The sequence below is a fragment of the Aminobacter sp. GW821-FHT11F06 genome (genome assembly GCF_058808215.1).
The window spans coordinates 157,636-182,146 of the sequence record NZ_JBXARL010000010.1 but is presented as its reverse complement, the minus strand read 5'-3'; the positions used below and the strand labels follow the sequence as shown (position 1 = coordinate 182,146).

Annotated in this window: 20 protein-coding genes; 11 read left to right on the top strand and 9 right to left on the bottom strand. The window is 62.4% G+C overall.

Translation table 11 applies throughout. The features are described 5' to 3' along the window. Positions 1-49: 49 nt before the first annotated feature. Positions 50-3,655, bottom strand: coding sequence for a bifunctional proline dehydrogenase/L-glutamate gamma-semialdehyde dehydrogenase PutA (putA, locus tag AC1RTB_RS22650; RefSeq protein ID WP_492881110.1), 3,606 nt, complete (start codon positions 3,653-3,655; stop codon positions 50-52). 170 nt (positions 3,656-3,825) lie between these two features. On the opposite strand from putA, the gene AC1RTB_RS22645 reads away from it, so the two are divergent. Further along, positions 3,826-4,278 carry an Lrp/AsnC ligand binding domain-containing protein gene (locus AC1RTB_RS22645; protein WP_492881109.1) on the top strand — a complete coding sequence of 151 codons (453 nt, stop codon included), beginning with the start codon at positions 3,826-3,828 and terminating at the stop codon, positions 4,276-4,278. A gap of 2 nt (positions 4,279-4,280) precedes the next feature. Here AC1RTB_RS22645 and AC1RTB_RS22640 read toward each other — a convergent pair whose 3' ends face one another. From AC1RTB_RS22640 to AC1RTB_RS22625, 4 genes are all read right to left on the bottom strand, one after another. Continuing rightward, positions 4,281-5,489, bottom strand: a complete 1,209-nt coding sequence (locus tag AC1RTB_RS22640) for a cytochrome-c peroxidase (protein WP_492881108.1) — start codon at positions 5,487-5,489, stop codon at positions 4,281-4,283. 4 nt (positions 5,490-5,493) lie between these two features. Continuing rightward, positions 5,494-5,871, bottom strand: coding sequence for a FixH family protein (locus tag AC1RTB_RS22635; RefSeq protein WP_492881107.1), 378 nt, complete (start codon positions 5,869-5,871; stop codon positions 5,494-5,496). Between the two features lie 317 nt (positions 5,872-6,188). Continuing rightward, entirely contained in the window at positions 6,189-7,646 is a 1,458-nt protein-coding gene (locus AC1RTB_RS22630) for an NAD-dependent succinate-semialdehyde dehydrogenase (protein WP_492881106.1), read from the bottom strand. A 145-nt stretch (positions 7,647-7,791) separates the two neighbouring features. Next, positions 7,792-8,742, bottom strand: coding sequence for an AEC family transporter (locus tag AC1RTB_RS22625; protein ID WP_492881105.1), 951 nt, complete (start codon positions 8,740-8,742; stop codon positions 7,792-7,794). A 161-nt stretch (positions 8,743-8,903) separates the two neighbouring features. Between AC1RTB_RS22625 and AC1RTB_RS22620 the strand changes: the two genes are divergently transcribed. The 6 genes from AC1RTB_RS22620 (at position 8,904) to AC1RTB_RS22595 (ending at position 14,523) form a co-directional block, all read left to right on the top strand. Continuing rightward, positions 8,904-9,449, top strand: coding sequence for a histidine phosphatase family protein (locus AC1RTB_RS22620; RefSeq protein ID WP_492881104.1), 546 nt, complete (start codon positions 8,904-8,906; stop codon positions 9,447-9,449). 135 nt (positions 9,450-9,584) lie between these two features. Then, the gene (locus tag AC1RTB_RS22615) at positions 9,585-9,893 is read left to right on the top strand and encodes an acyl carrier protein (protein ID WP_476785040.1); all 309 of its coding nucleotides are present in this window, start codon (positions 9,585-9,587) and stop codon (positions 9,891-9,893) included. A gap of 17 nt (positions 9,894-9,910) precedes the next feature. Then, entirely contained in the window at positions 9,911-11,098 is a 1,188-nt protein-coding gene (locus AC1RTB_RS22610) for a beta-ketoacyl-ACP synthase (protein WP_492881103.1), read from the top strand. An 18-nt stretch (positions 11,099-11,116) separates the two neighbouring features. After that, positions 11,117-12,388 carry a beta-ketoacyl-ACP synthase gene (locus AC1RTB_RS22605; protein WP_492881102.1) on the top strand — a complete coding sequence of 424 codons (1,272 nt, stop codon included), beginning with the start codon at positions 11,117-11,119 and terminating at the stop codon, positions 12,386-12,388. A gap of 94 nt (positions 12,389-12,482) precedes the next feature. Beyond that, positions 12,483-13,511: a zinc-binding dehydrogenase gene (locus AC1RTB_RS22600; RefSeq protein ID WP_492881101.1), complete on the top strand. Its 1,029-nt coding sequence runs from the start codon at positions 12,483-12,485 to the stop codon at positions 13,509-13,511. Between the two features lie 64 nt (positions 13,512-13,575). Then, complete coding sequence (locus AC1RTB_RS22595) at positions 13,576-14,523, top strand: lipid A biosynthesis lauroyl acyltransferase (RefSeq protein ID WP_492881178.1); 948 nt, start codon at positions 13,576-13,578, stop codon at positions 14,521-14,523. Positions 14,524-14,528: 5 nt separating this feature from the next. Here the strand turns inward: AC1RTB_RS22595 and AC1RTB_RS22590 are convergent, their stop codons facing one another. From AC1RTB_RS22590 to AC1RTB_RS22575, 4 genes are all read right to left on the bottom strand, one after another. Then, positions 14,529-15,449, bottom strand: a complete 921-nt coding sequence (locus AC1RTB_RS22590) for a dimethyl sulfoxide reductase anchor subunit family protein (RefSeq protein WP_492881100.1) — start codon at positions 15,447-15,449, stop codon at positions 14,529-14,531. A 3-nt stretch (positions 15,450-15,452) separates the two neighbouring features. After that, positions 15,453-16,220 (bottom strand): 4Fe-4S dicluster domain-containing protein, encoded by a 768-nt coding sequence (locus AC1RTB_RS22585; RefSeq protein ID WP_492881099.1) that lies wholly within the window; start codon positions 16,218-16,220, stop codon positions 15,453-15,455. A gap of 160 nt (positions 16,221-16,380) precedes the next feature. Beyond that, positions 16,381-19,230: a molybdopterin oxidoreductase family protein gene (locus AC1RTB_RS22580; RefSeq protein ID WP_492881098.1), complete on the bottom strand. Its 2,850-nt coding sequence runs from the start codon at positions 19,228-19,230 to the stop codon at positions 16,381-16,383. A 446-nt stretch (positions 19,231-19,676) separates the two neighbouring features. Further along, complete coding sequence (locus tag AC1RTB_RS22575; protein ID WP_492881097.1) at positions 19,677-20,102, bottom strand: L,D-transpeptidase; 426 nt, start codon at positions 20,100-20,102, stop codon at positions 19,677-19,679. A 304-nt stretch (positions 20,103-20,406) separates the two neighbouring features. Here AC1RTB_RS22575 and AC1RTB_RS22570 point away from each other — a divergent pair, with 304 nt between their 5' ends. From AC1RTB_RS22570 to AC1RTB_RS22555, 4 genes are all read left to right on the top strand, one after another. Continuing rightward, complete coding sequence (locus tag AC1RTB_RS22570) at positions 20,407-22,008, top strand: flavin monoamine oxidase family protein (protein WP_492881096.1); 1,602 nt, start codon at positions 20,407-20,409, stop codon at positions 22,006-22,008. Between the two features lie 52 nt (positions 22,009-22,060). After that, entirely contained in the window at positions 22,061-22,474 is a 414-nt protein-coding gene (locus AC1RTB_RS22565; RefSeq protein ID WP_492881095.1) for a c-type cytochrome, read from the top strand. Between the two features lie 130 nt (positions 22,475-22,604). Further along, the gene (locus tag AC1RTB_RS22560) at positions 22,605-23,105 is read left to right on the top strand and encodes a RidA family protein (RefSeq protein ID WP_492881094.1); all 501 of its coding nucleotides are present in this window, start codon (positions 22,605-22,607) and stop codon (positions 23,103-23,105) included. Positions 23,106-23,214: 109 nt separating this feature from the next. Then, on the top strand, positions 23,215-24,495 hold the full coding sequence (locus AC1RTB_RS22555) for an acetylornithine deacetylase/succinyl-diaminopimelate desuccinylase family protein (RefSeq protein ID WP_492881177.1): 1,281 nt from the start codon (positions 23,215-23,217) through the stop codon (positions 24,493-24,495). The last annotated feature ends 16 nt before the right edge of the window (positions 24,496-24,511 follow it).

Here is a 24,511-nt window from a genome sequence, read left to right as displayed (position 1 = left end):
TGATATAGGAACAAAGGGGGGGCAGGCTTTGGCCTGCCCCCTTTTGATTTTACGCAGACGCCAGCAGGCTGGCATTGCCGCCGGCCGCTGTCGTGTCGACGCAGACAGCCCGTTCATGGGCATAGGCAGCGGGGTAGATCACTTCGCTGATCAGCGGCACGATCGGGCCCTTGCGCTCGGCAATCACCTTGCGAACAATGCGCATGCTCTCTTCTGTTCCCGAATATGCCACGACATCGACCGCCAGCGAGCGCGCCTCGACCGGATCGGGTCGACCGTCGATCGCAGCAATCGGCAGGCCCTTGCCGAGCAGCGCATGCACCGCCACTGGTGCGCCCGGCGCGACAGCCAAAACCGCATTGCCGGCGGCAAGCGCCTGGATCGCCTGGGCAAGCAGGGTCTCTGCGTCGGGGCCGAGGCACAGCACACGGCCGCGCGGATTGAGCGACAGCGTGTTCGCCTCGCCCGTTGGCCCGGGCAGATCGATCTGGCCGAAATCGATGCCCGCCGCAGCAGCGATCGCTTGCGCTCCCTTGCCGCGCAGATGCTTGCGCAGGATGGCGATGCGATCCGCCCGGGTCGCCCACTCGCCGGCGTCGACAAGATTGTCGACCAGTTCGGTCGCGGTGACCTTGTGGCCATCCGGCAGCAGAGTGCCGGCTTCTGGCGCCTTGCGGAAACGGCGGAGATAGTGCGGGCCGCCCGCCTTGGGACCAGTGCCCGACAGCCCCTCACCGCCGAATGGCTGCGAACCGACGACCGCGCCGATCTGGTTGCGATTGACGTAGATGTTGCCGGCGTGGATGCCGTCGATGATGTGCTGGACGCGGCCTTCGATGCGGGTGTGCAGGCCAAAGGTCAGGCCGTAGCCCTTGCGGTTGATCGCGGCAATGACGTCGTCGAGCTGGTCGGCCTCGAAGGTCGCGACATGCAGCACAGGGCCAAACACCTCGCGCTCCATCTCCTCGATGCCCTTGACGCGGAAAACATGCGGCGCAACGAAGCGGCCGTCGGCCGGCGCATCGAGCTTGGCGATGAGCTTGCCCTTGGCCTCCATCTTGGCGCAATAGTCGCTGATCGAGCTCTGCGCCTCCTCGTCAATGACGGGGCCGACATCGGTCGACAACTGCCATGGATCACCGATGCTGAGCGCTTCCATCGCACCCTTCAGCATCTCGACCATCTTCTTTTCGACGTCGGTCTGGACGTAGAGCACACGCAGCGCCGAGCAACGCTGGCCGGCACTCTGGAACGAGGAGGCCAGCACGTCGCGGATCGCCTGCTCGGGCAATGCGGTGGAATCGACGATCATCGCATTGAGGCCGCCGGTTTCGGCGATCAGCATCGCGTCGGGCGCTGCCGTCTCGGCAAGTTGCTTCTCGATCAGCTTGGCGACTTCCGTCGAGCCAGTGAAGCAGACGCCTGATATGCGCGGATCAGCCGTCAACGGCGCGCCGACAGTTGGGCCGTCGCCAGGCAGAAGCTGGATCACGTCTTCCGGCACGCCGGCCTCGCGCATCAACGCCACCGCACGCGCCGCGATCAGCGGGGTCTGCTCAGCCGGCTTTGCGATCACCGAATTGCCGGTGACAAGAGCGGCTGCGATCTGGCCGGTGAAGATGGCGAGCGGGAAATTCCACGGCGAGATGCAGACAATGGCGCCGCGCGCAGTAGTGCCAGCCTCCGCTTTTTCGGCCTCGGCTGCGTAATAGCGCAGGAAGTCGACAGCCTCGCGGACCTCTGCCACGCCATCAGCGAGCGACTTTCCGGCCTCGCGGGTGGCAAGGGCGAAGAATTCGGCGGCATTCGCCTCGTAGAGGTCGGCGGTGCGGCGCAGTATGGCGGCACGCTCAGTGACGGGCTTTGCCGCCCAGGCCGGTTGCGCCTCGATGGCGAAGCGTACGGCCGTCGGCACCTGCTTGGCGGCGGCTTCCGTCACCGTGCCGACAATGTCGCCAGGCTTTGCCGGGTTGATCACCTTGCGCGATGCGCCATAGCCGGCGGCGCGCGTGACCGGCTTCGCCGTCCAGCGCTCCGGGCCTTTGAATTCAGCCTTGGCCTTGTCGAGTACGGCGAGCGTCACCGCGTCGGTGATATCCCACCCCCTGGCGTTCTTGCGGCCAGCGCCGAAGATCGCGGCAGGTGCGGGAATCGACGGGTTGGAGGCCGAACCCTGCATCTCCACAGTCTCAAGCGGGTCGCGGGCGATGGCTTCCGGCGCGACATCCTCGTCGGTCAACTGATGCACGAAGGACGAGTTGGCGCCGTTTTCGAGCAAACGGCGAACAAGATAGGCGAGCAGGTCGGAATGCGCACCGACCGGGGCGTAGATGCGGCAGCGCGTGCCTTCGGCCTTGCGAACCGTCTCATGCAGCGCTTCGCCCATGCCGTGCAGGCGCTGGAACTCGAACGAGGTGCGATCCTTGGCCATCGACAGGATGGCAGCGACAGTGTGCGCATTGTGCGTGGCGAACTGCGGGTAGATGCGGTCGGTCATCGACAACAGTTTGCGGGCGCAAGCCATGTAGGACACGTCGGTATTGGCCTTGCGGGTGAACACCGGGTAACCCGGCAGGCCGAGCGTCTGCGCGCGCTTGATCTCGGTGTCCCAATAGGCACCCTTGACGAGGCGCACCATGATGTTGCGGTCGAGCTTGTTGGCGACAGCATAAAGCCAGTCGATGACAAAGGCGGTGCGCGGGCCATAAGCCTGGACGACCACGCCAAAGCCGTTCCAGCCGGCAAGCTGCGGGTCTGCCAGGACGCGCTCGATCACGTCGAGCGACAAATCGAGGCGGTCGGCCTCCTCGGCATCGATGTTCAGGCCCATGCGGGCGTGCTTGGCGGCCAGGCACAGCGACAGCAGCCGCTCGGCCATGACCGGCAGCATCTCGTCCTTGTGCGAGACTTCGTAGCGCGGATGCAGCGCCGACAGCTTCACCGAAATGCCATGGTTGTAGCGGATGTCGGGGCCGTTGGTGCCGTTGTCGAGCGAAGAGATCGCCTCGGCGTAAGCGCGGTGATAGCGCAGCGCATCGGTTTCGGTGCGGGCGGCTTCGCCCAGCATGTCGAAGGAATAGAGATAGCCCTTCTGGATCATCGAGCGGCCGCGCTTGACGGCTTCGGTGATCGTGCGGCCGAGCACGAACTGCTCGCCCATTTCACGCATCGCAGCAGCCACCGCCGTGCGGATGACCGGCTCGCCCAAGCGACGCACCATCGAGCGCAGCGTGCGTTCGATCGAGCCCTCGCCCTCGTCAAGCACGCGCCCGGTCAGCATCAGCGCCCAGGTCGAGGCGTTGACGAAGATCGAGCTCGAACCACCCGAATGCGACGACCAGTCGTGCGGCGCGATCTTGTCGCGGATCAGATCGTCCATCGTTTCGGTGTCAGGCACGCGCAGCAGCGCCTCGGCCAGGCACATCAGGGCCACGCCTTCCTTGGTCGAAAGGCCGTAGGCGGAGAGAAAGACCTCCATCAGCCGCGGATCGGTCGAGCCGCGCACGGCGCGCACCAGATCGGCCGCGCGGGCGGAGATCGCCTTGCGGTCGTCGACAGAAAGAGCAGCTGTCGCCGACAGCCTTTTCAGGGCTTCAGCTTCGTCCGGGAGGTAGTTGGCGCGGATTTCCTGGCGGATGGGGTCGAGCGCGGACATGGCGTTCCTGTAGAGCGGGTTAAGGCTTCGCCCGGCGGGAAACTCGCTGCCGAGCCTTTAGTCGAAAACTAGCACATCGCTCTGAAACCGGCCGGTCCAAAGAATTCGACTTCCCAGTTCAAAACGTCTACGATTGACGCATCAATATCGCCAAACGAGCTGCCACTTTCATGCCTGAAGACCAATTGGACCGTATCGACCGCAACATCATGTTCGCCCTTTCGCGCGACGGCCGCCTGTCGATGGCCGAGCTTGCCACAAAAGTCGGACTTTCCAAGACCCCGGTACAGGCACGGGTCAAACGGCTGGAGAAAGATGGCTATATCAGGGGCTATCAGGCGATCATCGACAGCGAGCGCATGGGCGAAGGCCATGTTGCCTTTGTCCAGGTCAAGCTTTCGGACACTCGTTCGGCAGCACTGGACGAATTCAACCGCGCGGTGCACGCCGTACGCGAGATCGAGCAATGCCACATGATGGCGGCGAGCTTCGACTATCTGCTCAAGGTGCGCACCAAGGACATCGCCGCCTACCGGCGTGTGCTCGGCGAGCGTATCTCCGCCCTGCCCCATGTCGCCCAGACGTCGACATTCGTGGCGATGGAGACGATCAAGGACCGCTGAACCTATTCCGACAATGTCTTCAGGAAAGCGATCAACTCCGCCCGCTCGCGATCGGACAGCGTCACCGGATGGATTTCGGAGACACCCTCAACGGGGGCTGGCGCCTTGGTGTAATGATCGAGCACCTGTTCCAACGTCGCAAACTGCCCCGCATGCATATAGGGCGGCCGGTCGGCGACACCGCGCAGCGACGGTGTCTTGTAGGCGCGAACCAGCTCCGGCGCGCTCTTCTGCATGAATTTGAGCTCGCCACAGGCCTCGTCGCCGCCGTCGCGGAATTTGCCGAAACAATTGAACGGATCGGCGAGCACCTCATTCACAACAGCAATTCGCCCGCGATCCGCAGGTAGCCCCGCAACCGGCGGCACGCCTGTGTTGTGGAAATGATTGTCGGTGAAGCGCGGGCCGGTGTGGCAGGTCGAACAATTGGCCCGGCCGATGAAAAGCCTGAGCCCCGCCTGTTCCTCTTCCGACAGGGCATTGTCACCCGCCGGCGTGTTGCCTTTGGCGATGGCATCCGCAAAGCGGTCGAAACGCGTCTGGCCATGTGTGATCGAGCGTTCGAAAGCGGCGATCGCCTTTCCGATGTCGGAAAACACCATGTCGACATCTTGGCGTTGCTGCTCAGTCATTGCTTTCCAGGCGGCTTGCTCGGATGGCGTGCCGAACGGCCCGGCGTTTGGCGAGACAGCCGACAGGTCGGGCAGCGGCCTGAAAATGCGCTCATAACGCTCGCCGAAGCGGCGCTTGAGATAGTGCACGTAGGCCGAGCGATTGCCGGCATGTTCGAGCGGGTTTTCAAGCGGCGTCAGCGCCTGCGCCCACAAGCTGTCGCGCCGGCCGTCCCAAAAGAAAAACGGATCGCGCGCAACGCCTGCCAGTGGCATGGTGCGTCGGTTGGTCTCGACCACGCCCACGCCGCGCGGAAGATCATCCTGGAACTGACGGTCTATCTTGTGGCAGGTGCCGCAGGCGACATTGCCGTCGCGGCTCATGCCTGTGTCGAAGAACAATGTGGCACCCAATGCCGCCGCTCCGGGATCGTCGGCAAAACGATTGGTCGGGTCGGGCGGCAGCGGCGCGAGCGCTGAAAGCGACATCGAGGCGATGGTGCGCTTTTCCGCTTCGGTAAACTCCTGCTGGCTGTAGCCTGCGATCACGGCCGCCAGCGATACGGCGATGGCGGCACATGTGATCAGGCTGCGTTTCATCGCCTCACAGCACCAGATTGAAGGTCGCCTGGTCCGACCCGACGGGTGACGAAATGCCGACTTTCAACTGCCACCAGCCACTCATCGAGAATTTCACGCCTTCGATACGGTAGCGGCCATCACCGAGATACGTGGTCGCCTCGGGGCTGGTCGGCAGGCCATGCGCATGCTCAGGCATGCCGCCGCCAATGATGATCTTGGCGGCCTCGACCGGAACGCCCTTCCGCGTCTTGAGGGTCACCAGCCAGGAATGGAGTTCGCCTTGCTTGACCTCGCCGATCTCGGGCGTAATCGCGACAGTGAACAGGCCCTTGGCGGACGTCTTTGCGCGCGCCAGGTCGGGTCCGGGCGCTGCTGGCGCGGTCAAATAGACGACGGCCAACACGCCACCGCCAGCGCCGTGAGGCCGATCCCCCCGACAATCAAACGCCATGTTGATGCCAATTCGCCCTCCTCGATCCTGCTGACAACGAATGTGGCTAGCGCCGCCTTCCCGACCAGCCTGATTCATTGGACGGCAACATGGCGCAGATGGACCAGGAAAGCCATTCTGGAAGCGACAGCCCGTGCAGTGACACCGGCCCGAATCACCATTGAAACAGCAACTTGCTTGGCTTTTCGGACTCTCTTGTGAAGGACAAAAAACGCGCGACATCGGAGATGCCGCGCGGTGTCATTTGGCTGCGATCAATTGGGACCTTACAGACCCAGCCCGCCGATGCAGACATATTTGGTGTCGAGATAGTCATCGATGCCCTGATGCCCGCCTTCGCGGCCAAGTCCGGACTCCTTGACGCCGCCGAACGGCGCTTCAGGCGTGGTGATCAGGCCTTCGTTGACGCCGACCATGCCGTATTTCAACCCTTCCATGACCCGGAAGGCACGACCGAGATTGCCGGTGTAGAAGTAGGAAGCGAGGCCGAACTCGGTATTGTTGGCGAGTGCGATGGCTTCCTCTTCGGTCTCGAAGCGGAAGACCGGCGCGACAGGCCCGAAGATCTCTTCCTTCATGAACTTCATTTCCGGCGTGGCGTTGGCGATCACCGTCGGCTGGAAGAACGAGCCGCCGAGCGCGTGGCGCTTGCCCCCGGCAACCACCTTGCCGCCCTTGGCGGTGGCATCGGAGATGAATTCCTCGACCTTTTCGACGGCCTTTTCGTCGATCAGCGGGCCTTGCTGCACACCCTCATCCAGGCCCGAACCGACCTTGAGCTTGTTTGAGGCGGCAGCGAACTTCTCGACAAACGTGTCGTAGATGCCGGCTTGCACGAAGAAGCGGTTGGTACAGACACAGGTCTGGCCGGAATTGCGGTACTTCGCGGTGATCGAGCCTTCGACCGCACGATCAAGGTCGGCGTCATCAAAGACGATGAACGGCGCGTTGCCGCCAAGTTCCATCGATACCTTCTTGACCGTCGATGCCGACTTTTCGATCAGCAGCTTGCCGACTTCGGTCGAGCCGGTGAAGGTGATCTTCTTGACCAGGGGATTGGCGCAGATTTCGTCGCCGATCTCAGCGGCCGAGCCGGTCAACACGTTGACCACTCCCTTGGGGAAACCAACCTCCTCGCACAGCGCACCCCAGGCGAGGCCCGAATAGGGCGTCTGCGACGCCGGCTTGACGACTGCGGTGCAGCCAGCGGCAAGTGCAGGCCCAAGCTTGCGCGACAGCATCGAGGACGGGAAGTTCCACGGCGTGATCGCGGCGATGACGCCGACCGGCTCCTTGGTGACGAGGATGCGGCGATCCGCCCAGGGCGACGGCACGACGTCGCCATAGGCGCGGCGGGCTTCCTCGGCAAACCACAGCACATAGGCGGCCGACGAACCGATCTCGCCTTTGGATTCAGTGAGCGACTTGCCCTGCTCGATGGTCAGCAGTTCGGCCAGCGCATCCTGATTGTCCATGATGGCGTCGTGCAACTTGCGCAGCAGCTTCGAGCGTTCGAGCGCGGAGGTCTTGCGATAGGTCTTGAAGGCCTCGTTCGCCGCCTCGATGGCGCGCCGCGTCTCTGTCGCTCCCGAGCGAGGCACCGTGCCGATCTTGAGCCCTGTCGCCGGATTGATCACATCGATGGTCTTGCCGGAATCGGCTTGTACCCATTCGCCGTTGATGAGATTGGCCTGCCGCATGAAATGGCTGGTTTTCTGAAGCATGGCTTCACCTCCTGTTATGGCGTCTGCGGGACGCGGGCTGATCATGAAAGTCGTCGAACCAACGTCCGGTGCGCTCGGCAAAATTAGTAACGTGCCGCCGGGTCAGCGATCAACCAAATTATGGCACAGATACGTTGGTCCAGCCTCAACCAAATACCATGGTCGCGACCATCAGCCAGAACGCTGTCGTGACCACGGCACAAGCCGTGGCAATCGTCATCTGATTGGAGGCCAATGCCTGGCCGGTGCCGAACTGGATGGCGATCAGATAGGAATTGACGCCCGAAGGCAGGCTGGCTGCTGCCACCGCGACCTTGGCCGGCAGCGGCGGCAGGCCGAAAAGCCAGGCAAACAGCAAAGCCACGGCCGGCATCAGGACCAATTTAAGCACCGACAGCGCCAATGCCGGCTTGATGTTGCCGGATATACCGAATTTCCTGAGCCCGAGCCCCATCGCAAACAACGCAACCGGTCCGGCGATGTTGGCGAGTGCATCGACGAAACGGTTAGCAAGTGTCGGCAGCGGCACCCCGGTCGCGCGCCAGGCGAGCCCGGCCACAATGCCGATGATCAGCGGGTTGGTCAGGATCTTGCGCAGGAAATCACGAATGATCTCAAGCGGATGCACCGGCTCGCTGCGGCGCGGCCCAAACAGCTGGAACAGAATGATCGAAGCCATCATCATCGTCGGCAGATGCACCGAGATGATCAAGGAGAGTATCTCGAAACCTTCCGGCCCGAAGATACCGAGCATGAAGGGAATGCCAAGCAGCACGAGGTTGGAAAAAGCCGAGGACACACCACCGACAACGCCCGCCTGTCCATCACGTCCGAACAAACGCGTCATCACCAGGTGGCCCGCAGTCCAGGACACGATCACGGCAGCGAAATAGGTCGCCCACAGCGCCCAAGGCGTCGTGCCGTGAAAATCGGCACCGATCATGGTGCGGAACAGAAGCAGCGGCAGCGCCACGCCAATGGCGAATTCGGAAAGCGCATCGCCGGTCTCGGTGCGCATGTAGCCGGTGATGCCTGACAGATACCCCAAGGCCACGAGGCCGAAGACAAAGAGCACGGTTTCAACGAGTGGTGACATCGGCGCTCTGGCAAAATGGAGAATCGGCTTGGCGGAGCATTGCCCCGTGGGCAACAGCGATCAAGCCAGGATACGACCGTCGGCGAACATCATTTGCCGTCGCCTTGCCTTTCAATCGACTTTGGCATCCCTATATCCGCATCGCCTGTTCGGGACCATTCATGCTCAGATTTGCCATTGCTATCATGCTGTTGTTCTGTGCGCTGCCCGCCCATGCCACCGAAGCCGGGTGGGCGCTGCTGCGCAATGGCGGCCATGTCGTACTGTTGCGCAATGCCATGACCACCGGTGCCGTCGAGCCACCCAACTTCGACATCGAAAAATGCGCAACCCAGCTCAATCTGTCCGACAGGGGCCGCCAGCAGGCACGCAAGATCGGCGCGCTGTTCGCCGCGCGCGCGGCGCCCGTCGAGCGCATTCTGGCCAGCCGCTACTGCCGGACACTGGAAACCGCACGCCTCGCCTTCGACGACCAGAAGGTCGAGCCGATGGCCGCACTCGACAAGCCGACCGAGGCCACCAGCGAGGCCGATGTTGCGGCCGTCATGGACATCATCCGCAACTACTCCGGCTCCGATAACATCGTGCTCGTGACCCACCTCGAAAACATCCAGGCGCTGACCGGCGCATCGGCGCGCGAAGGCGAAGCGCTGATCGTTGGCCTGCAAGGAGAAAGGCTGCATGTGCTCGGCCGTATCGTCTTCTAGGGCGTATTTCACCTGCTTTCCCCAAGGTACGGTGCCGGCCATCGCCGCCAACGCGCAGGATTTGGCCTTTTCCTGTCTGGAAAAACCGATTAGACAGCCCCTCAAAACTATGTGCGTAGAATCTGTCCTGGATTCATGACCGCCCTCATCAAAGGAAAAACCGTGTCCACGACCTTCGAGAAAGTCGCCAAGATCATTGCCGAGACCAGCGAGATCGATATCGACACCATTACGCCCGAGAGCCACACCATCGACGATCTGGGCATCGACAGCCTCGACTTCCTCGACATCGTCTTTGCCATCGACAAGGAATTCGGCATTAAGGTGCCGCTCGAGAAGTGGACGCAGGAAGTCAACGACGGCAAGGCTTCGACCGACGAGTACTTCGTCATGAAGAACCTCTGCGCCAAGATCGACGCGCTCGTCGCGGCGAAGAACGCCTGAGCACGCTGAAACCACCCATGGCCAATCGCGACGTCGTCATCACCGGCATAGGCCTCGTCTCCTCCTTGGGAGAAGGCGGCGCTGCCCATTGGGACAAGCTGACCGCACCGGGCACGACCCCGGTGATCGATGCCGAGCGCTTCACGCCCTATGCCATCCACCCCCTGCCCCAGATCGACTGGGGCCTGCAGATCGCCAAGCGTGGCGACCAGCGCCAGATGGAAACCTGGCAGCGGCTGGGCACCTATACGGCAGGCATGGCGCTCGACGACGCCGGCATCAAGGGCAATGACGAGCTCAGCGCGACCATGGACATGGTCGTGGCGGCCGGCGGCGGCGAGCGTGACGAAGCGGTCGACGCCGGCGTGCTGGCGGCATCTGAAAACCGCACCGACCGCGATGTGCTGCTCAACGAAAAGCTGACCACGGAACTCAGGCCGACGCTGTTTCTGGCGCAGCTTTCCAACCTGCTCGCCGGCAACATCTCGATCGTCCACAAGGTCACCGGCTCTTCCCGCACCTTCATGGGCGAGGAAGGTGCGGGCGTTTCGGCCATCGAGACCGCGGTCGCGCGCATCCGCTCCGGCCAGTCGACGCATGTGCTGGTTGGCGGCGCGTTCCAGACCGAACATTCCGACATGCTGCTTGGCTACGAGCTGGCCGGCTATCTGCATCGCGGACCATGGAAGCCAGTCTGGCAGCGCCAGGGTTCGGAAGGCGGCGGTGTCGTCACCGGTTCCGGCGGCGCATTCCTCGTGCTCGAATCGCGCGAGCATGCCGAAGCCCGTGGCCAGAAGATCTATGCCACGCTCGGCCCGGTGCTTTCCAGCCGCGCCAGGCGCCGCAATGGCGGGCTCGAAGCGGGCATCACCGAATTGCTGGCCAAGACCGATTTGCCCGATGGCGAGTTGCTGGCGGTCTCGGGAGCCTCGGGCGCCCATGCCGCTACCGCAGCTGAAAAGGCCGCCTTCGACGCCAATCCGGCGATCGCGGCCCGCGCTCTTTCGTCGCTGACCGGGCACATGAAGGAAGCGCAGTTTCCATTCGCCGTAGCGCTTGCAGCGCTCGCCGTCGACCGTGGCGCCGGCTACCCGGCATTTGAAGCAGGCGAAAGAGAGTTTGCTGGCCAACCACGCAATGTTCTCGCAACGGCGGTCGGCTATCACCAATTCGAAGGCATGGCGCTCGTTTCCGCGCCGCGCTGAAGGGTGTCAGGACAAAACATGGCCAATCTGAAGGATCATCTCGGCAGACCCGTCGTTGCCGTAACCGGCATCGGTGTCGTCACCTCGCTCGGCGTCGGCAAGGCCGACAACTGGGCAGCACTGACGTCGGGCAAGTCGGGCATTCATCCGATCACGCGCTTTCCCATCGATCTGCTCAACACCCGAATCTCGGGAATGGTCGATTTCCTGCCGTCGAGCACCAAGGGCGCCAGCGCCTTGACCTATGAACTGGCCGAGACGGCAGCGCTCGAAGCTGTCGAGGAAGCCGGCTTTGCCTCCGACGATTTCGACGGCCCGCTGTTCCTCGCCTCCCCGCCGGTCGAGCTCGACTGGCGCGACCGCTTCGCGCTTTATGCCGGTGACGACGAAGGCTCGGCCTCCGATCGTTTGCTCAAGGTGGCGCGCAGCCAGAACTCACTCGACATGTTCGACACCTCGCAGTTCGGCTCGATTGCCGACCGCCTCGCCGACCGTTTCGGCACGCGCGGCCTGCCGATCACCACCTCGACCGCTTGCGCATCGGGTGCCACAGCCATCCAGCTCGGCGTCGAGGCCATTCGCCGTGGCGAATGCGACCGCGCGCTCTCCGTTGGTGCCGACGGCTCCGCAACCGCCGAGGCTCTGATCCGCTTCTCGCTGCTGTCGGCGCTGTCGACCAACAACGACGTGCCGGAAAAGGCCTCCAAGCCCTTCTCCAAGGATCGCGATGGCTTTGTGCTTGCCGAAGGTTCGGCGGCATTGGTGCTCGAATCGCTGGAAAGCGCGCTTGCGCGCGGTGCCGAAGTGCTCGGCATCCTCAGGGGCTGCGGCGAAAAGGCCGACGACTTCCACCGCACCCGGTCCAAGCCCGACGGCTCGCCGGCGATTGCCGCGGTCAAGGCAGCGCTTGCCGACGCAGGCCTTGCCGAAGACGAGATCGATTACGTCAACGCCCATGGCACTTCGACGCCTGAGAACGACAAGATGGAGCATCTGTCGCTATCAACGGTGTTTGGCGAGCGCATCCGCAAGATTCCGGTGTCGTCCAACAAGTCGATGATTGGCCACACGCTCTCGGCTGCGGGCGCCATCGAGGCCGCCTTCTCGCTGATGACCATGCGTGAAGGCGTCATTCCGCCGACCATCAACTACGACAATCCCGATCCCTCGATCGAGCTCGACGTGGTGCCGAATGTGAAGCGCAAGGCCGAGGTTCGCACCGTGCTTTCCAACTCCTTCGGCTTCGGCGGCCAGAACACCTGCCTTGTCATGGCGCGGGAACCGGTCTAAGCGACCGTCTCAACATCGATTAAGGTGCTGCAGCGTCCTTTTTGCGCGTCGAAAGGGACACGCGGCGCTGTAGCGACAAGGATTTAGCGACATCATGCGCGCATTGCAGCTCGTCGAGGACCGCCGGCTCGAGCAGGTGGATATCGCCCCACCACCGCCTCCAGGCCTTGGCGAAGTCACGCTGCGCATCAAGGCCGTGGCGCTCAACCACATCGACGTCTGGGGCTGGCGCGGCATGGCCTTCGCCAAGCGCAAGCTGCCCCTGGTCATCGGTGCCGAAGCCTCCGGCGAGGTCGACGAAGTCGGCCCCGGCGTGACTGGTCTCGCGCCCGGCCAGCTCGTTTCGATCTACGGCGCCCGCACCTGCGGCCTTTGCCGCCCTTGCCGCGAAGGCCGCGATAATCTGTGCGAACACGTCTCTGGCGTGCACGGCTTCCATCTCGACGGCTTCGCCCAGGAAAAGATCAACCTGCCGGCGCGCTTGCTCGTGCCTGCCCCTCCCGGCGTTGACGCTATCGGTGCTGCTGTTGCTCCCGTCACCTTCGGCACTGTCGAGCACATGCTGTTCGACAACGCCAGGCTTCAGCCGGGCGAGACGATCCTCATTCATGCCGGTGGTTCGGGCATCGGCTCGGCGGCGATCCAGCTTGCCAAGAAGATGGGCTGCACCGTCATCACGACTGTCGGTTCCAACGACAAGATCGAAAAGGCCAAGGCTCTTGGCGCCGACCATGTCATCAACTACCGCGAGGACCGTTTCGAAGGCGTCGTGCGCAAGCTGACCAAGAAGAAGGGTGTCGACGTCGTGTTCGAGCATGTCGGCAAGGATACCTGGGCAGGCTCGATGTTCAGCCTCAAACGTGGCGGCCGCCTCGTCACCTGCGGCTCCACATCTGGCGTTTCGACCGAAATCAACCTGATGATGCTGTTCCAGCAACAGCTCAAGCTGCTTGGCTCCTTCGGCTGCCGCATGGAAAACATGGCCGACGCCATGCAGAAGATGGCCGCCGGGCTGGTCAAGCCGATCATCGATACCGAGGTCGATTTCACCTCCATCGACACCGCGCTCAAGCGGATGGAAGGTCGCGACGTGTTCGGCAAGATCATCCTCCGTATCGACTGAGGATTTTCCCGAATTGCCCCGCAAGAAGGCCAGCAAGATCCCCAACCCCACGGTCTTGAAGATCATGGGACGCCTGCGCATGCTCAACTATTGGCTGGTCGCGCAGGTGGCGCTGGTGGCGCTCAAGCTGCTGCGCCTGCTGCCCGTCGACAAGGGCCTTAACTTCGCCGATCGCGCCGCTCGCACCGTCGGCCCCTGGTTCGGCCGTCACCGGGTCGCGCTGACCAATTTGCGCAATGCTTACCCTGAGAAAACCGAAGCCGAAATCGAAGCCATCGCCCTCGACATGTGGGGCAATATGGGCAGGCTCGGCGCCGAATATATCTTCCTCGAACAGATCTTCGATTACGACCCGCACGCCACGACGCCGGGCCGGATCGAGGTTTCAGGTATCGACCACTTCGTGAAGATCGCCGGCGAAGACAAGCCGCATATCGTCTTCACCGGGCATCTTGGCAATTTCGAACTGCTGCCGATCGCCGCCGCGACCTTCGGCATGAAGATCACCGCGCTGTTTCGCCCGCCAAACAACCCTTACCTCGCCGAATACATCTTCTCGACGCGCAGCTCGAACATGGGCGACCTTCTGGCTTCGCAGCGCGGCGCATCCTTCGCGCTGGCAGGGATTCTAGACCGGGGCGGCAATGTCGGCGTGCTCGTCGATCAGAAGTTCAATCGCGGCCTGCGCACGAAATTCTTTGGCCTCGAATGCGAGACCAATCCGGTGCTTGCCATGCTCGCCCGCCACTATGAATGCGACGTCTACCCCGCGCACTGCGTCAGGCTGCCTGGCAACCGCTATCGGCTGACCGTGGACGAAAAGCTGACGCTGCCGCGCCGCGCCGACGGCACGGTCGACGTTCAGGCGACCACCCAAATGCTCAACGACACAGTGGAGCGCTGGATTCGCGAAGATCCGGGTCAGTGGATGTGGTTCCACAAGCGCTGGAACCTGTCCCAAGGCAAGCGCCGCAAGGTCAATGCCGCCGGCAGGATCGCTGCGGACTCCTGACGGCTTCAGCCGCCGTAATAGTTCATCACCGCATGGCGGGCTTCGGCGAAGAACAACCAGCGTTCGACGACCAGGCCGAACGCGTAGAACAAGACCGCCAACACGGAAGCCAGCGCCGCGATCACGCTGCCGCCGGCAAAAATAACCACCAGCAACAGCATAATGGGTATTGCTCCGCCCACGAGAATTGCCAGCATCGACAGTTTGAGCGCGTGCTTGCGCGCGACGACAAAACCCATTTCGCGGGTCAGGTAATTGTCGTTGATGTGTGGCCGCTCAAACAGCCTGACTTGGCCGATATTGCCGAGGCCGGTTGCGCTCTCCGGGGTCGAGAGTGGCACCAGCGTTCGCAGCCGCTTCCACCACGCGCTTTTCGCCAACCAGGCGGCGATAACAGCAACAAGCGCCAGCGCCGCGCACAAAACGCCGCTGCTCCCCGAGACAACGGCAACGACAGTTGCGAGCAGAAGCCCGCCAGCCGCAGCAAACAGCAGGTAGCACAGCGGCGTGAGGCCGGTGTTCCACGCCTGGATCGCGCGCAGCGAGGCGTAGATCATCGCGGTGCAGTAGACGGTGACGCCACACATCACTGCCCCGACCAGCCCGACCAGCGGAAGGTAGCGGCCTTCGACCACCGCGAACCATGCCGAAACCGTCAACGGCACAAAGGTCGCCATCGCCATCACGCCTTCGCGCGACAGCCAACTCGATCGCCATTGCGACAGCGCCCGCCAGGCGCGCTGCGGATTGCCGAGATGCAGCGTCGACGACAACAGGCCGCCCGAAATCATCATCAGCGCTGCGATATGCGCGAGTTTTGCCGACAAGGTGGAAGCATCGAGCAGGCCAAGCCCAAGCATCGCCGCCAGCCCGTAGCCGAGCCCGGACAGCGTGGTGAACAAGATGATGGAAGGTGCGGGGTGCATTTTTCAGATTCGGTCCAGCATGCCGTCGAGCCAGGCAAAGAAGCCCTTGGCGCCGTCGGTGTTTTCAGCGAGCACGGTCGAACCAGCACTTGCGGCCAGTGGCTTGCGCGCGCGCGGCGGCAGATATTTGTTGGTCGGGCGGGTGCCCTGCTCCGGCATCAGGTCGTAGCCGCCGCGCTCAGCCACCATGCGCGAGACATCTGAAGTCGGATCACCGAGGTCGCCATAGTGCCGGGCATTGGCGGGGCACGTACGTACGCAGGATGGCACGCGGTCGATTTCCTTCAGCGTCTCGTTGTAGACGCGGTCGACGCACAGCGTGCATTTCTTCATCACGCCGGCGGCAAGGTCCATCTCTCGCGCACCGTAAGCGCAGGACCAGGCGCACAGCCCGCAGCCGATGCACTTGCTCTCGTCGACCAGCACGATGCCGTCTTCGGCGCGCTTGTAGGACGCACCTGTCGGGCAGACAGTGACGCACGGCGCGTCCTCGCAATGCAGGCACGACTTGGGGAAATGCACGATGCGTGCCTCGCCCGCCTCGCCGATCACCTGCCCGCCTTCCGGCACGACCTCGAAGGTATGGATGCGGTTGAGGAAGGTGCCTGAAACGTCAGCTCCATACGGGTCCTGATCCGACAGCGCCGCGCCATAGCCGCCGGTGTTCCATTCCTTGCAGCTGATGACGCAGGCATGGCAACCGACGCAGACATCGAGGTCGATGACCAGCCCGAGCTTCTTCGGTGTCGGCAGCGAAGGCAGGCTGGTCATGGTCTCTCCCTTCCTTCTCCCCGTTCACGGGGAGAAGGTGGTCCGAAGGACCGGATGAGGGGCAGCGCAAATTGGCAATCGGAGTGCCGCCCCTCACCTGCCTGCCGGCATCCTCTCCCCGTGAACGGGGAGAGGAGACTTGTCCGCGCCGCAGCAATCCTCATTTCGCCCACTCCTGACCGTAGCGCAGTTCTTGCAAATGCGGCCGTGGCTCACCCGGCTGCGCCACAGCGGGAAAATGCGGCTCGCTGACCTCAGCCCGTTCGGCCTTCTCGATACGCACGCGCAGATCGTACCAGGCAGCTTGGCCGGTGATCGGATCGGAGTTCGACCAGCGCATCCCGTCGCCTTTGGGCGGTAGAAGTTCGTGGATCAAGTGATTCATCAGGAAGCCTTTTTTGGCTTCCGGCGCATCCTTGTCGAGCGCCCAGGCGCCTTCGCGCTTGCCGATCGCGTTCCAGGTCCAGATGGTGCTCGAATTGACCGCCTCCATGCGCGCGATCTCAACCTTGATGCGCCCATGGTGCGAAATCACCCAGACCCAGTCACCGTCGACAAGCCCGATCTCGTCGCAGATCGGCCCCGGCACATAGAGCGGGTTCTTGGTATGGATTTGCCTGAGCCAGGCGTTCATCGAGCCCCAGGAATGGTACATCGCCGCCGGCCGCTGGGTGATGGCGTGATAGGGATATTCCTCGCGGCTGACAGCCGCTTCCTCGAACGGTCGATACCACATCGGCAGCGGGTCGAAGGTGGCGAGGATGCGCTCGCGATGCGTCTCAGGCGCCACCGGCTCGCGCAGGCCTTCGGCCGAGAGCCGGAATTTCTGCAACGTTTCCTGATAAAGCTGGAAGGTCACAGGTTTCGGCTCGTCGAAAAAGCCCATGCGCACGGCGAAATCCTGATAGGCCTTGTTGGCGTACTTGAAGAATTGCGCTTCAAGCGGAATATGCGCCGAAAAGAACGAGCCGTTTTCGATGTAGCGCTTGAGCTGGTCGGGATTGGCCGCGCCGCGCCCGGTGCGGGTGCCATCACTGCCGCGAAAGCCCGCCAGCGGGCCGATACCGGGCCTGCGTTCATGGCGAACGATGTAATCGGCGTAATCCTTGTAGAGCGGCTTGCCATGATTGTCAGCGAAGCCCGGCAGCCGTAGCCGGGCACCGAGATCCAGCAGCACACTCTGGAAGCCGCGCACGTCGCGGTCAGGCTCGACCACTGGCCAACGGATCGCATCCTGCACGGCATCAGGCTCGGAGATCGGCCGGTCCAGCAGCGAGATGCAGTCGTGGCGTTCGAGATAGGTGGTGTCGGGCAAAATGAGATCGGCATAGGCGACCATCTCCGACGAATAGGCATCGGAATAGATGATCTTGGGGATGCGATATTCGCCGGTGGCCGGATCCTTGTCCTCAAGCATCTTGATGACGCCAGCCGTGTTCATCGACGAATTCCACGCCATGTTGGCCATGTAGAGGAACATCAGGTCTATCGGGTACGGGTCGCCGGCATGCGCATTGGCGATCACCATGTGCATCAACCCATGGGCGGAGATCGGCGCATCCCAGGAGAACGCCTTGTCGATGCGCATCGGCCGGCCTTCGGCGTCGAGCAACAGGTCTTCTGGTCCTCTGGGAAAGCCGAGATGCGGGCCCGAAAGCGGCTTGTTGGAACCGAAATGCTCGGCCTTGCCATGCGGCGTCGGATGCGCCTCGACAGGCTTTGGGTAAGGCGGCTCGAAACGGAAAGCGCCGGGGCAATCGACGGCACCGATCAGCACTTGCAGCATGTGCAGCGCGCGGGCCGTCTGGAACCCGTTGGAGTGGGCCGAAATCCCGCGCATCGCGTGGAACGACACCGGCCGGCCGATAAAGGCCTCATGGCGCTCGCCGTTCATGTCGGTCCATGGCTGGTCGATACTGATCGCCTCGTCGAAGGCGACGCGCGCGATCTCGGCGGCGAGACCGCGGATGGTCTCAACCGAAACGCCTGTCTCCTGAGCAACAGCCTCCGGCGCATATTGCGGGTCGAGATACTTTTCCGCGAGAAGCTGGAACGAGGGCACGGCGAAACGGCCGTCAGGCAGCTCGAATCGGCCGGAAAGTGCCGGACGTGCGCCTTTGGTGCCGAGTGGCACGACATGCTCGGTCACGGTTTCGAAGACCTGCGGCTTGCCATTGTCGTCACGCACGAAAAGCCCGTGCTCGGCCGTTCCGGGCGCGTCGACCACCAGCCAGGTCGCATTGGAATAACGCACGATGTAATCGACGTCGATCTTCCGCGCCTTGAGCAGTTCGTGCACGACGGCAAGGATCAGCAGGCCGTCGGTTCCGGGGCGGATGCCGATCCAGTTGTCGGCGACGGACGAATAGCCGGTGCGCACCGGATTGACCGAAACGAAGCGCGCGCCGCGCTTCTTGAGCTTCGAGATACCGATCTTGATCGGGTTGGAGTCGTGGTCCTCAGCGACGCCGAACATGACAAACAGCTTCGTCCGGTCCCAGTCGGGCGCACCGAACTCCCAGAACGCCCCCCCGATGGTCATGATACCGGCCGCAGCCATGTTGACCGAGCAGAATCCGCCATGCGCCGCATAGTTGGGCGTGCCGAACTGCTGTGCCCAAAAGCCGGTCAGCGACTGCGACTGGTCACGCCCGGTGAAAAAGGCAAGCTTCTTGGGATCGGATTGACGGACGCCGTCGAGCCAGCCGGTGGCGAGCGCCAACGCCTCGTCCCAGGAAATCTCCTTGAATTCGCCCGAACCACGCGGACCGGTCCTGAGCAGCGGCGCCTTCAGCCGCGCCGGCGCGTAATGCTGCATGATGCCGGCCGAGCCCTTGGCGCACAAAACGCCGCGATTGACCGGATGGTCGCGGTTGCCCTCGATGTAGCGGACTTTGCCATCCTTGATGTGGACATCGATGCCACAGCGGCAGGCGCACATGTAGCAGGTGGTCTTGCGGACCTCGTCGGAGACGGGTTCCGAAAGCGCAACGTGCGGTTCTGACTTCATCCGGCGAACTCCCTGAGGATGAGTCCTACCGAGGCACCGCCTGAAAGGAAATGCCTTGAAATGGCAGTCTACGGCAAAATTTATCTATGCAGGAAAAAGAACTTGGTTCGGACGGCTAAGGTGCCGCCTAAAATAGAAAGACCGGGGAATCCCCACTCCCCGGTCTTTCCGATGCCCGTCACCCCGACTTAAATCCAGATCAGAAAACAATGGTACGGTCAGTTGCCTTATGCGGCGACCAAAACCAACGTCATGAAATTCCCATCGACAAGCCTGAGCACATTAGCAGCCGCTTTCGTTTCCGGGTATGATTCGCACCCCGGATTGCGCCTCCTGAAGCGCGTTTCGCAGCGGAGGTGAGACAATTACGCAACAAAACTACCGTTGCGTCACCCAACCCCGAACAAAAATGCAACCGCCGATCATGCAGCTCAAAGGCCGCTCGCCTAGTTGGTGACCACGATTCGGGTCTTGCTCGCTCCAACTTCCCTGACCAGCGCATAGAATTTGGCGGCGTTGGCTATCTGCAGCCTTACGCAGCCATGCGATGCCGGGCGGCCAAGTTGCCTGACCGAACCAGTGCCATGGATGGCATAGCCACCATTGTAGAAGACCGAATAGGGCATCGGCGAATTGTCGTATTTGCTCGAATACCACATGCGGTGGAGCCGCTTGGGCCGCCAGCTGCCGCGCGGCGTGACATAGCCCCTGCGCGCCGTGGATACCGGCCACTGGTGGATCACGCGCCCATCCATGCTGACGGTCATTGTCTGCGTCGCGACGTTGACCCTGGCGACAAGAACATCGGCAAGTGCCTGTGTCGGAACTCCAGCGAAGGTCAACGCGGCGACCACGAAGAGCGCTTTGTACATTTTCCCTACACACCTCTTTCCGGCATTTCTGATGCCGGACGAAGATCGCATCATGAAAAGCTGTACGCTTGGTAAACCAAGCGCAAGAGCTGAACGGCAGCGAGCAACACCACCTCAGGTGGAAGCCATGTCCTTGGCTGACATTAAGGTGGCCTAAACCAGCTTCCCGCATCGCCCGCTCTGGCCCAGTTGACTTGCCTCCCCTCGGGCATAGGTTAGCCCGTGCAGCTGGAGCGACGTTCCACGATGCCCCAGCGCGACAACGTGCGGCCAACAGCGGACCGTCGCCCGGAGGATCTCAGAAATGCAACAATCCCAATATTTTAAAGGCATGAGCAGGCGAAACCTGCTGTCGTTGATCGGCCTGACGGCTGGTACGGCGGCGATGTATCAGGCCATGACCAGCCTCGGCCTCGCCGTGGAGTCAGGCTACAAGGGACCGGTCAAGCTCGAAGGCGATCCGAAGGGCGCCACAGTGCTGATTTTGGGTGCGGGCCTTGCCGGCATGACGGCGGCACTCGAGCTTCGCCAGGCCGGATACAAGGTAAAGATCCTCGAATACAACAAGCGGTCAGGCGGCCGAAACTGGACGCTGCGTGGCGGCGACACCTACACCGAGCTTGGTGGCGCGACGCAGAAATGCGAATTCGACGAAGGCCTCTACATCAATCCCGGCCCATGGCGCATTCCCTATCACCACAACGGGCTTCTGGCCTATTGCCGGCGCCTGGGCGTGACGCTGGAGCCGTTCCAGCAGCTCAACCACAACGCGTTTCTGCACAACTCCAAGGCTTTCGGCGGCAAGCCGCAGCGCGTCCGCGACATCAAGATCGATTTCCAGGGCCATGTCTCGGAATTGCTGGCGAAGGTCGCCCACACCGGCAAGCTCGAAGGCGGCGTCTCCAAGGAAGATCAGGAGAAGCTGGTCGAAGCGTTGCGCTCCTGGGGTGCTCTCGACAAGGACTATGCCTACACCAAGAGCGTTGCGAACTCCGAATTCCGCGGTTTCGCCAAGGATCCCGGCGGCGGCCTGGGCGCAGCTCCCATTCCGAGCGACCCGATTGCGCTGACCGACATTTTGAGCTCGGGCCTGTGGGGCAGCCTCGCCAATTTCGCGCTTTACGAGTTCCAGACGACCATGTTCCAGCCGGTCGGCGGCATCGACATGATCGGCAAAGCATTCACCAAGGAAGTCGGCGACCTCATCACCTACAACGCCAAGGTCTCCAAGATTCATCAGGACGACAAGGGCGTCACCGTCACCTATGAGGACGTGACGAAGCCGGGTGCGATGAAGGAGGAGAAGGCCGACTGGTGCATCTGCACCATCCCCCTGACCATCCTCAGCCAGATCGAGATCAATGTCGGCGCCCCCATGCAAGCGGCGATCGAAGCCGTGCCTTACGCCTCGTCGGTCAAGGTCGGCCTGCAGTTCAAGCGCCGTTTCTGGGAGCAGGACGAGCTTATCTTCGGCGGCGTCAGCTATACCGACCTGCCGATTTCACAGATTTCGTACCCGAGCACCAGCTTCAACACCAATGGCAAGGGCGTGCTGCTCGGCGCCTACACATGGAATGGCCCGCACTCTTACGAATTCACCTCGATGGCGCCGGAAGAGCGGGTCAAGCGCGCCGTCGAATACGGCTCGCAGATCCATCCCCAATACAAGGACGAGTTCGAAAACGGCATCTCCATGGCCTGGCACCGCTCGCCCTTCACGCTTGGCTGCGCCGGCGACTGGACCGAGGATGCCCGCAAGGAGCATTACGACAATCTCTGCCAGATCGATGGCCGCATCGTTCTGGCCGGCGAGCACGCCTCCTACATCCCGGCGTGGATGGAGGGCGCGATCCTGTCGTCGCTCGATGCGATCACCAGACTGCATCAACGCGTCGTGGCGGGATGACGGGGTTATGTCCGTTCATCCCTCAACCCTCGTTTTCGCAAGGCATGTCGACATGACCCAGCAATCCAAGCGCTCACTCGGCCTTCTGGCCGCCACCGCCTTCTTCACCGCGTTCACCGCTGCGGGAGCGTTCGCCGATTCGGCGGGCGTCACCTTCAGCGATGGTGACAACTTCACGGAAAAGACCGGCCAGGAACTCTACGCCAACGTCTGCCAGGCCTGTCACATGGAAAAGGGGCAAGGCGCGGTTGGCGCCGGCAAGTATCCGGTACTGGCCAAGAACGAGAACCTGGAATCCGGCGGCTACCCCGTCTACGTCATCTTGCATGGGCTGAAAGGCATGCCGCCGGTCGGCTCCATGATGAGCGACGACCAGGTCGCCGCGGTGGTCAATTATGTCAGGACCAATTTCGGCAACGACTACAAGGATGCGGTCACGGCTGAAGAGGTCGCGGGCGCACGCTGACACATCCTCGCCGAAGTTGGATGGCGATGATGTGCGAATCCAACAGGTTGGAGCGATTGCTCTAGCAACCGGAGCAGCCGGCACACCTTGCCGGCTGCTCCAATTCCATGCGGCAATGAAGGAGTAAGAAATGACAAAGATGCGGATCGGCGCCGCCACGCTTGTGGCCGGACTTTTCCTCACCGGCAGCGCGATGGCCCAAGACGTCGTACGCCACAAGATCCCGAATTCCGATTTCCCGATCGCCCAGGCAGTAGAGGTGCCGGCTGGCAAGACGACCGTCTATGTCAGTGGCGCGGTGCCTACGGTTGTCGACGAAAAGGCCGAAAAGGGCAGCCTGGCGGCCTTTGGCAACACCAAGGCCCAGACGGAAACGGTGTTCAAGTCGATCGAAAAGACGCTCGAGGGTCTTGGCCTCAAGATGGGCGACGTGATCAAGATGCAGGTCTTCCTCGTTGGCGACCCCGAAAAGGGCGGCAAGATGGATTTCGGCGGCTTCATGGAGGGCTACACGCAGTTCTTCGGCACCAAGGAGCAGCCAAACCTGCCGTCGCGTTCGGTGATGCAGGTTGCCGCCCTTGCCGCTCCGGGCTGGCTTGTCGAAATCGAAGTCACCGCCGTTCGCCCCTAAGCTGACGTTTGCGCAGGCTGCTCGACATGGGGTGGCCTGCGCGCTCGACACGGCTGGGCTGATGCGCAAGACTGACTGTCGATCCGCAAAAGTGAATCGTGTCGACCGCATGTATGACAAGCTTTTCAAGACCATAGACGACAGGCGTGAAGAACTGGCCGAGCTGACGGCACAGCTGATCCGCTTTCCGACAATCAATCCGCCTGGGGATGCCTATCGCCCTTGCGCCGAGTTCCTCGGCAACCGCCTGGCCAAACGCGGGTTCGAAGTCGAATATATCCGCGCCGAGGGCACGCCTGGCGACACGGACCGCTTTCCCCGTATCAATGTCGTCGCCCGCTTCGACGGCAGGTCGCGCGGCCAGACCGTGCATTTCAACTCCCACATCGATGTCGTCGAGGCCGGCGAAGGCTGGTCGGTCGATCCATTTGCCGGTGTCATCCGCGACGGCCGTGTCTATGGCCGCGGCGCCTGCGACATGAAGGGCGGGCTCGCCGCCTCGATCATCGCGGCCGAAGCCTTCATGGACGTCAACCCGGACTTTCCCGGTGCCATCGAGATTTCCGGTACCGTCGACGAAGAATCAGGCGGGTTCGGCGGCGTCGCTTATCTCGCCGGCAAGGGCTATTTCTCAAAACCCAAGGTCGACCACGTCATCATCCCCGAGCCGCTCAACAAGGACCGCATCTGCCTTGGCCATCGCGGTGTCTGGTGGGCCGAGATCGAGACCAAGGGCGAGATTGCGCATGGCTCGATGCCCTTCCTCGGCGATTGCGCCGTCCGCCACATGGGGGCGGTGCTGGAAGCCTTCGAGCAGGAGCTGTTTCCCGCACTCGACCGCAAGACGACGCGCATGCCTGTGGTGCCCGAAGGTGCGCGGCGTTCGACCATGAACATCAACTCGATCCATGGCGGCCAGACCGACGATTTCCGCCCCGGCCTGCCCTCGCCCAATGTGCCCGATTCGTGCCGGCTGACCATCGACCGCCGCTTCCTGCTCGAAGAAAACATCGCTGACGTGAAGGGCGAGGTCACCAGCATTCTCGAGCGCCTGAAGCGCGAGCGCAAAAAATTCGACTACGAGATCCGCGACATCATGGAGGTGCAGCCGCTGATGACCGAACGGGATGCGCCCGTAGCGTCGGCCATTGCCAGGGGCATCCGCGAAATTTTTGACAAGGAGCCGGAATATGTCATCTCGCCTGGCACCTACGACCAGAAGCATGTCGCCCGTATCGGCCATTTGTACGATTGCATCGCTTATGGCCCCGGTATTCTCGACCTCGCCCACCGGCCTGACGAATGGGTGGGCATCGACGACATGGTGCAATCGGCGAAGGTCATGGCAATAGGCCTCGACATATTGTTGCGCGGCCAGTTCAAAGGTTGAAAGGGCAAGCAAAGCT

Excerpts from the sequence above, each read along its gene's own strand:
- AC1RTB_RS22575 (WP_492881097.1), bottom strand. The coding sequence starts at position 20,102 with ATGTACAAAGCGCTCTTCGTGGTCGCCGCGTTGACCTTCGCTGGAGTT.
- AC1RTB_RS22560 (WP_492881094.1), top strand. The coding sequence starts at position 22,605 with ATGACAAAGATGCGGATCGGCGCCGCCACGCTTGTGGCCGGACTTTTC.
- AC1RTB_RS22620 (WP_492881104.1), top strand. The coding sequence starts at position 8,904 with ATGCTCAGATTTGCCATTGCTATCATGCTGTTGTTCTGTGCGCTGCCC.
- AC1RTB_RS22600 (WP_492881101.1), top strand. The coding sequence starts at position 12,483 with ATGCGCGCATTGCAGCTCGTCGAGGACCGCCGGCTCGAGCAGGTGGAT.
- AC1RTB_RS22640 (WP_492881108.1), bottom strand. The coding sequence starts at position 5,489 with ATGAAACGCAGCCTGATCACATGTGCCGCCATCGCCGTATCGCTGGCG.
- AC1RTB_RS22570 (WP_492881096.1), top strand. The coding sequence starts at position 20,407 with ATGCAACAATCCCAATATTTTAAAGGCATGAGCAGGCGAAACCTGCTG.
- putA (WP_492881110.1), bottom strand. The coding sequence starts at position 3,655 with ATGTCCGCGCTCGACCCCATCCGCCAGGAAATCCGCGCCAACTACCTC.
- AC1RTB_RS22565 (WP_492881095.1), top strand. The coding sequence starts at position 22,061 with ATGACCCAGCAATCCAAGCGCTCACTCGGCCTTCTGGCCGCCACCGCC.
- AC1RTB_RS22625 (WP_492881105.1), bottom strand. The coding sequence starts at position 8,742 with ATGTCACCACTCGTTGAAACCGTGCTCTTTGTCTTCGGCCTCGTGGCC.
- AC1RTB_RS22585 (WP_492881099.1), bottom strand. The coding sequence starts at position 16,220 with ATGACCAGCCTGCCTTCGCTGCCGACACCGAAGAAGCTCGGGCTGGTC.
- AC1RTB_RS22645 (WP_492881109.1), top strand. The coding sequence starts at position 3,826 with ATGCCTGAAGACCAATTGGACCGTATCGACCGCAACATCATGTTCGCC.
- AC1RTB_RS22590 (WP_492881100.1), bottom strand. The coding sequence starts at position 15,449 with ATGCACCCCGCACCTTCCATCATCTTGTTCACCACGCTGTCCGGGCTC.
- AC1RTB_RS22615 (WP_476785040.1), top strand. The coding sequence starts at position 9,585 with ATGACCGCCCTCATCAAAGGAAAAACCGTGTCCACGACCTTCGAGAAA.
- AC1RTB_RS22555 (WP_492881177.1), top strand. The coding sequence starts at position 23,215 with ATGTATGACAAGCTTTTCAAGACCATAGACGACAGGCGTGAAGAACTG.
- AC1RTB_RS22610 (WP_492881103.1), top strand. The coding sequence starts at position 9,911 with ATGGCCAATCGCGACGTCGTCATCACCGGCATAGGCCTCGTCTCCTCC.
- AC1RTB_RS22605 (WP_492881102.1), top strand. The coding sequence starts at position 11,117 with ATGGCCAATCTGAAGGATCATCTCGGCAGACCCGTCGTTGCCGTAACC.
- AC1RTB_RS22595 (WP_492881178.1), top strand. The coding sequence starts at position 13,576 with ATGGGACGCCTGCGCATGCTCAACTATTGGCTGGTCGCGCAGGTGGCG.
- AC1RTB_RS22630 (WP_492881106.1), bottom strand. The coding sequence starts at position 7,646 with ATGCTTCAGAAAACCAGCCATTTCATGCGGCAGGCCAATCTCATCAAC.
- AC1RTB_RS22580 (WP_492881098.1), bottom strand. The coding sequence starts at position 19,230 with ATGAAGTCAGAACCGCACGTTGCGCTTTCGGAACCCGTCTCCGACGAG.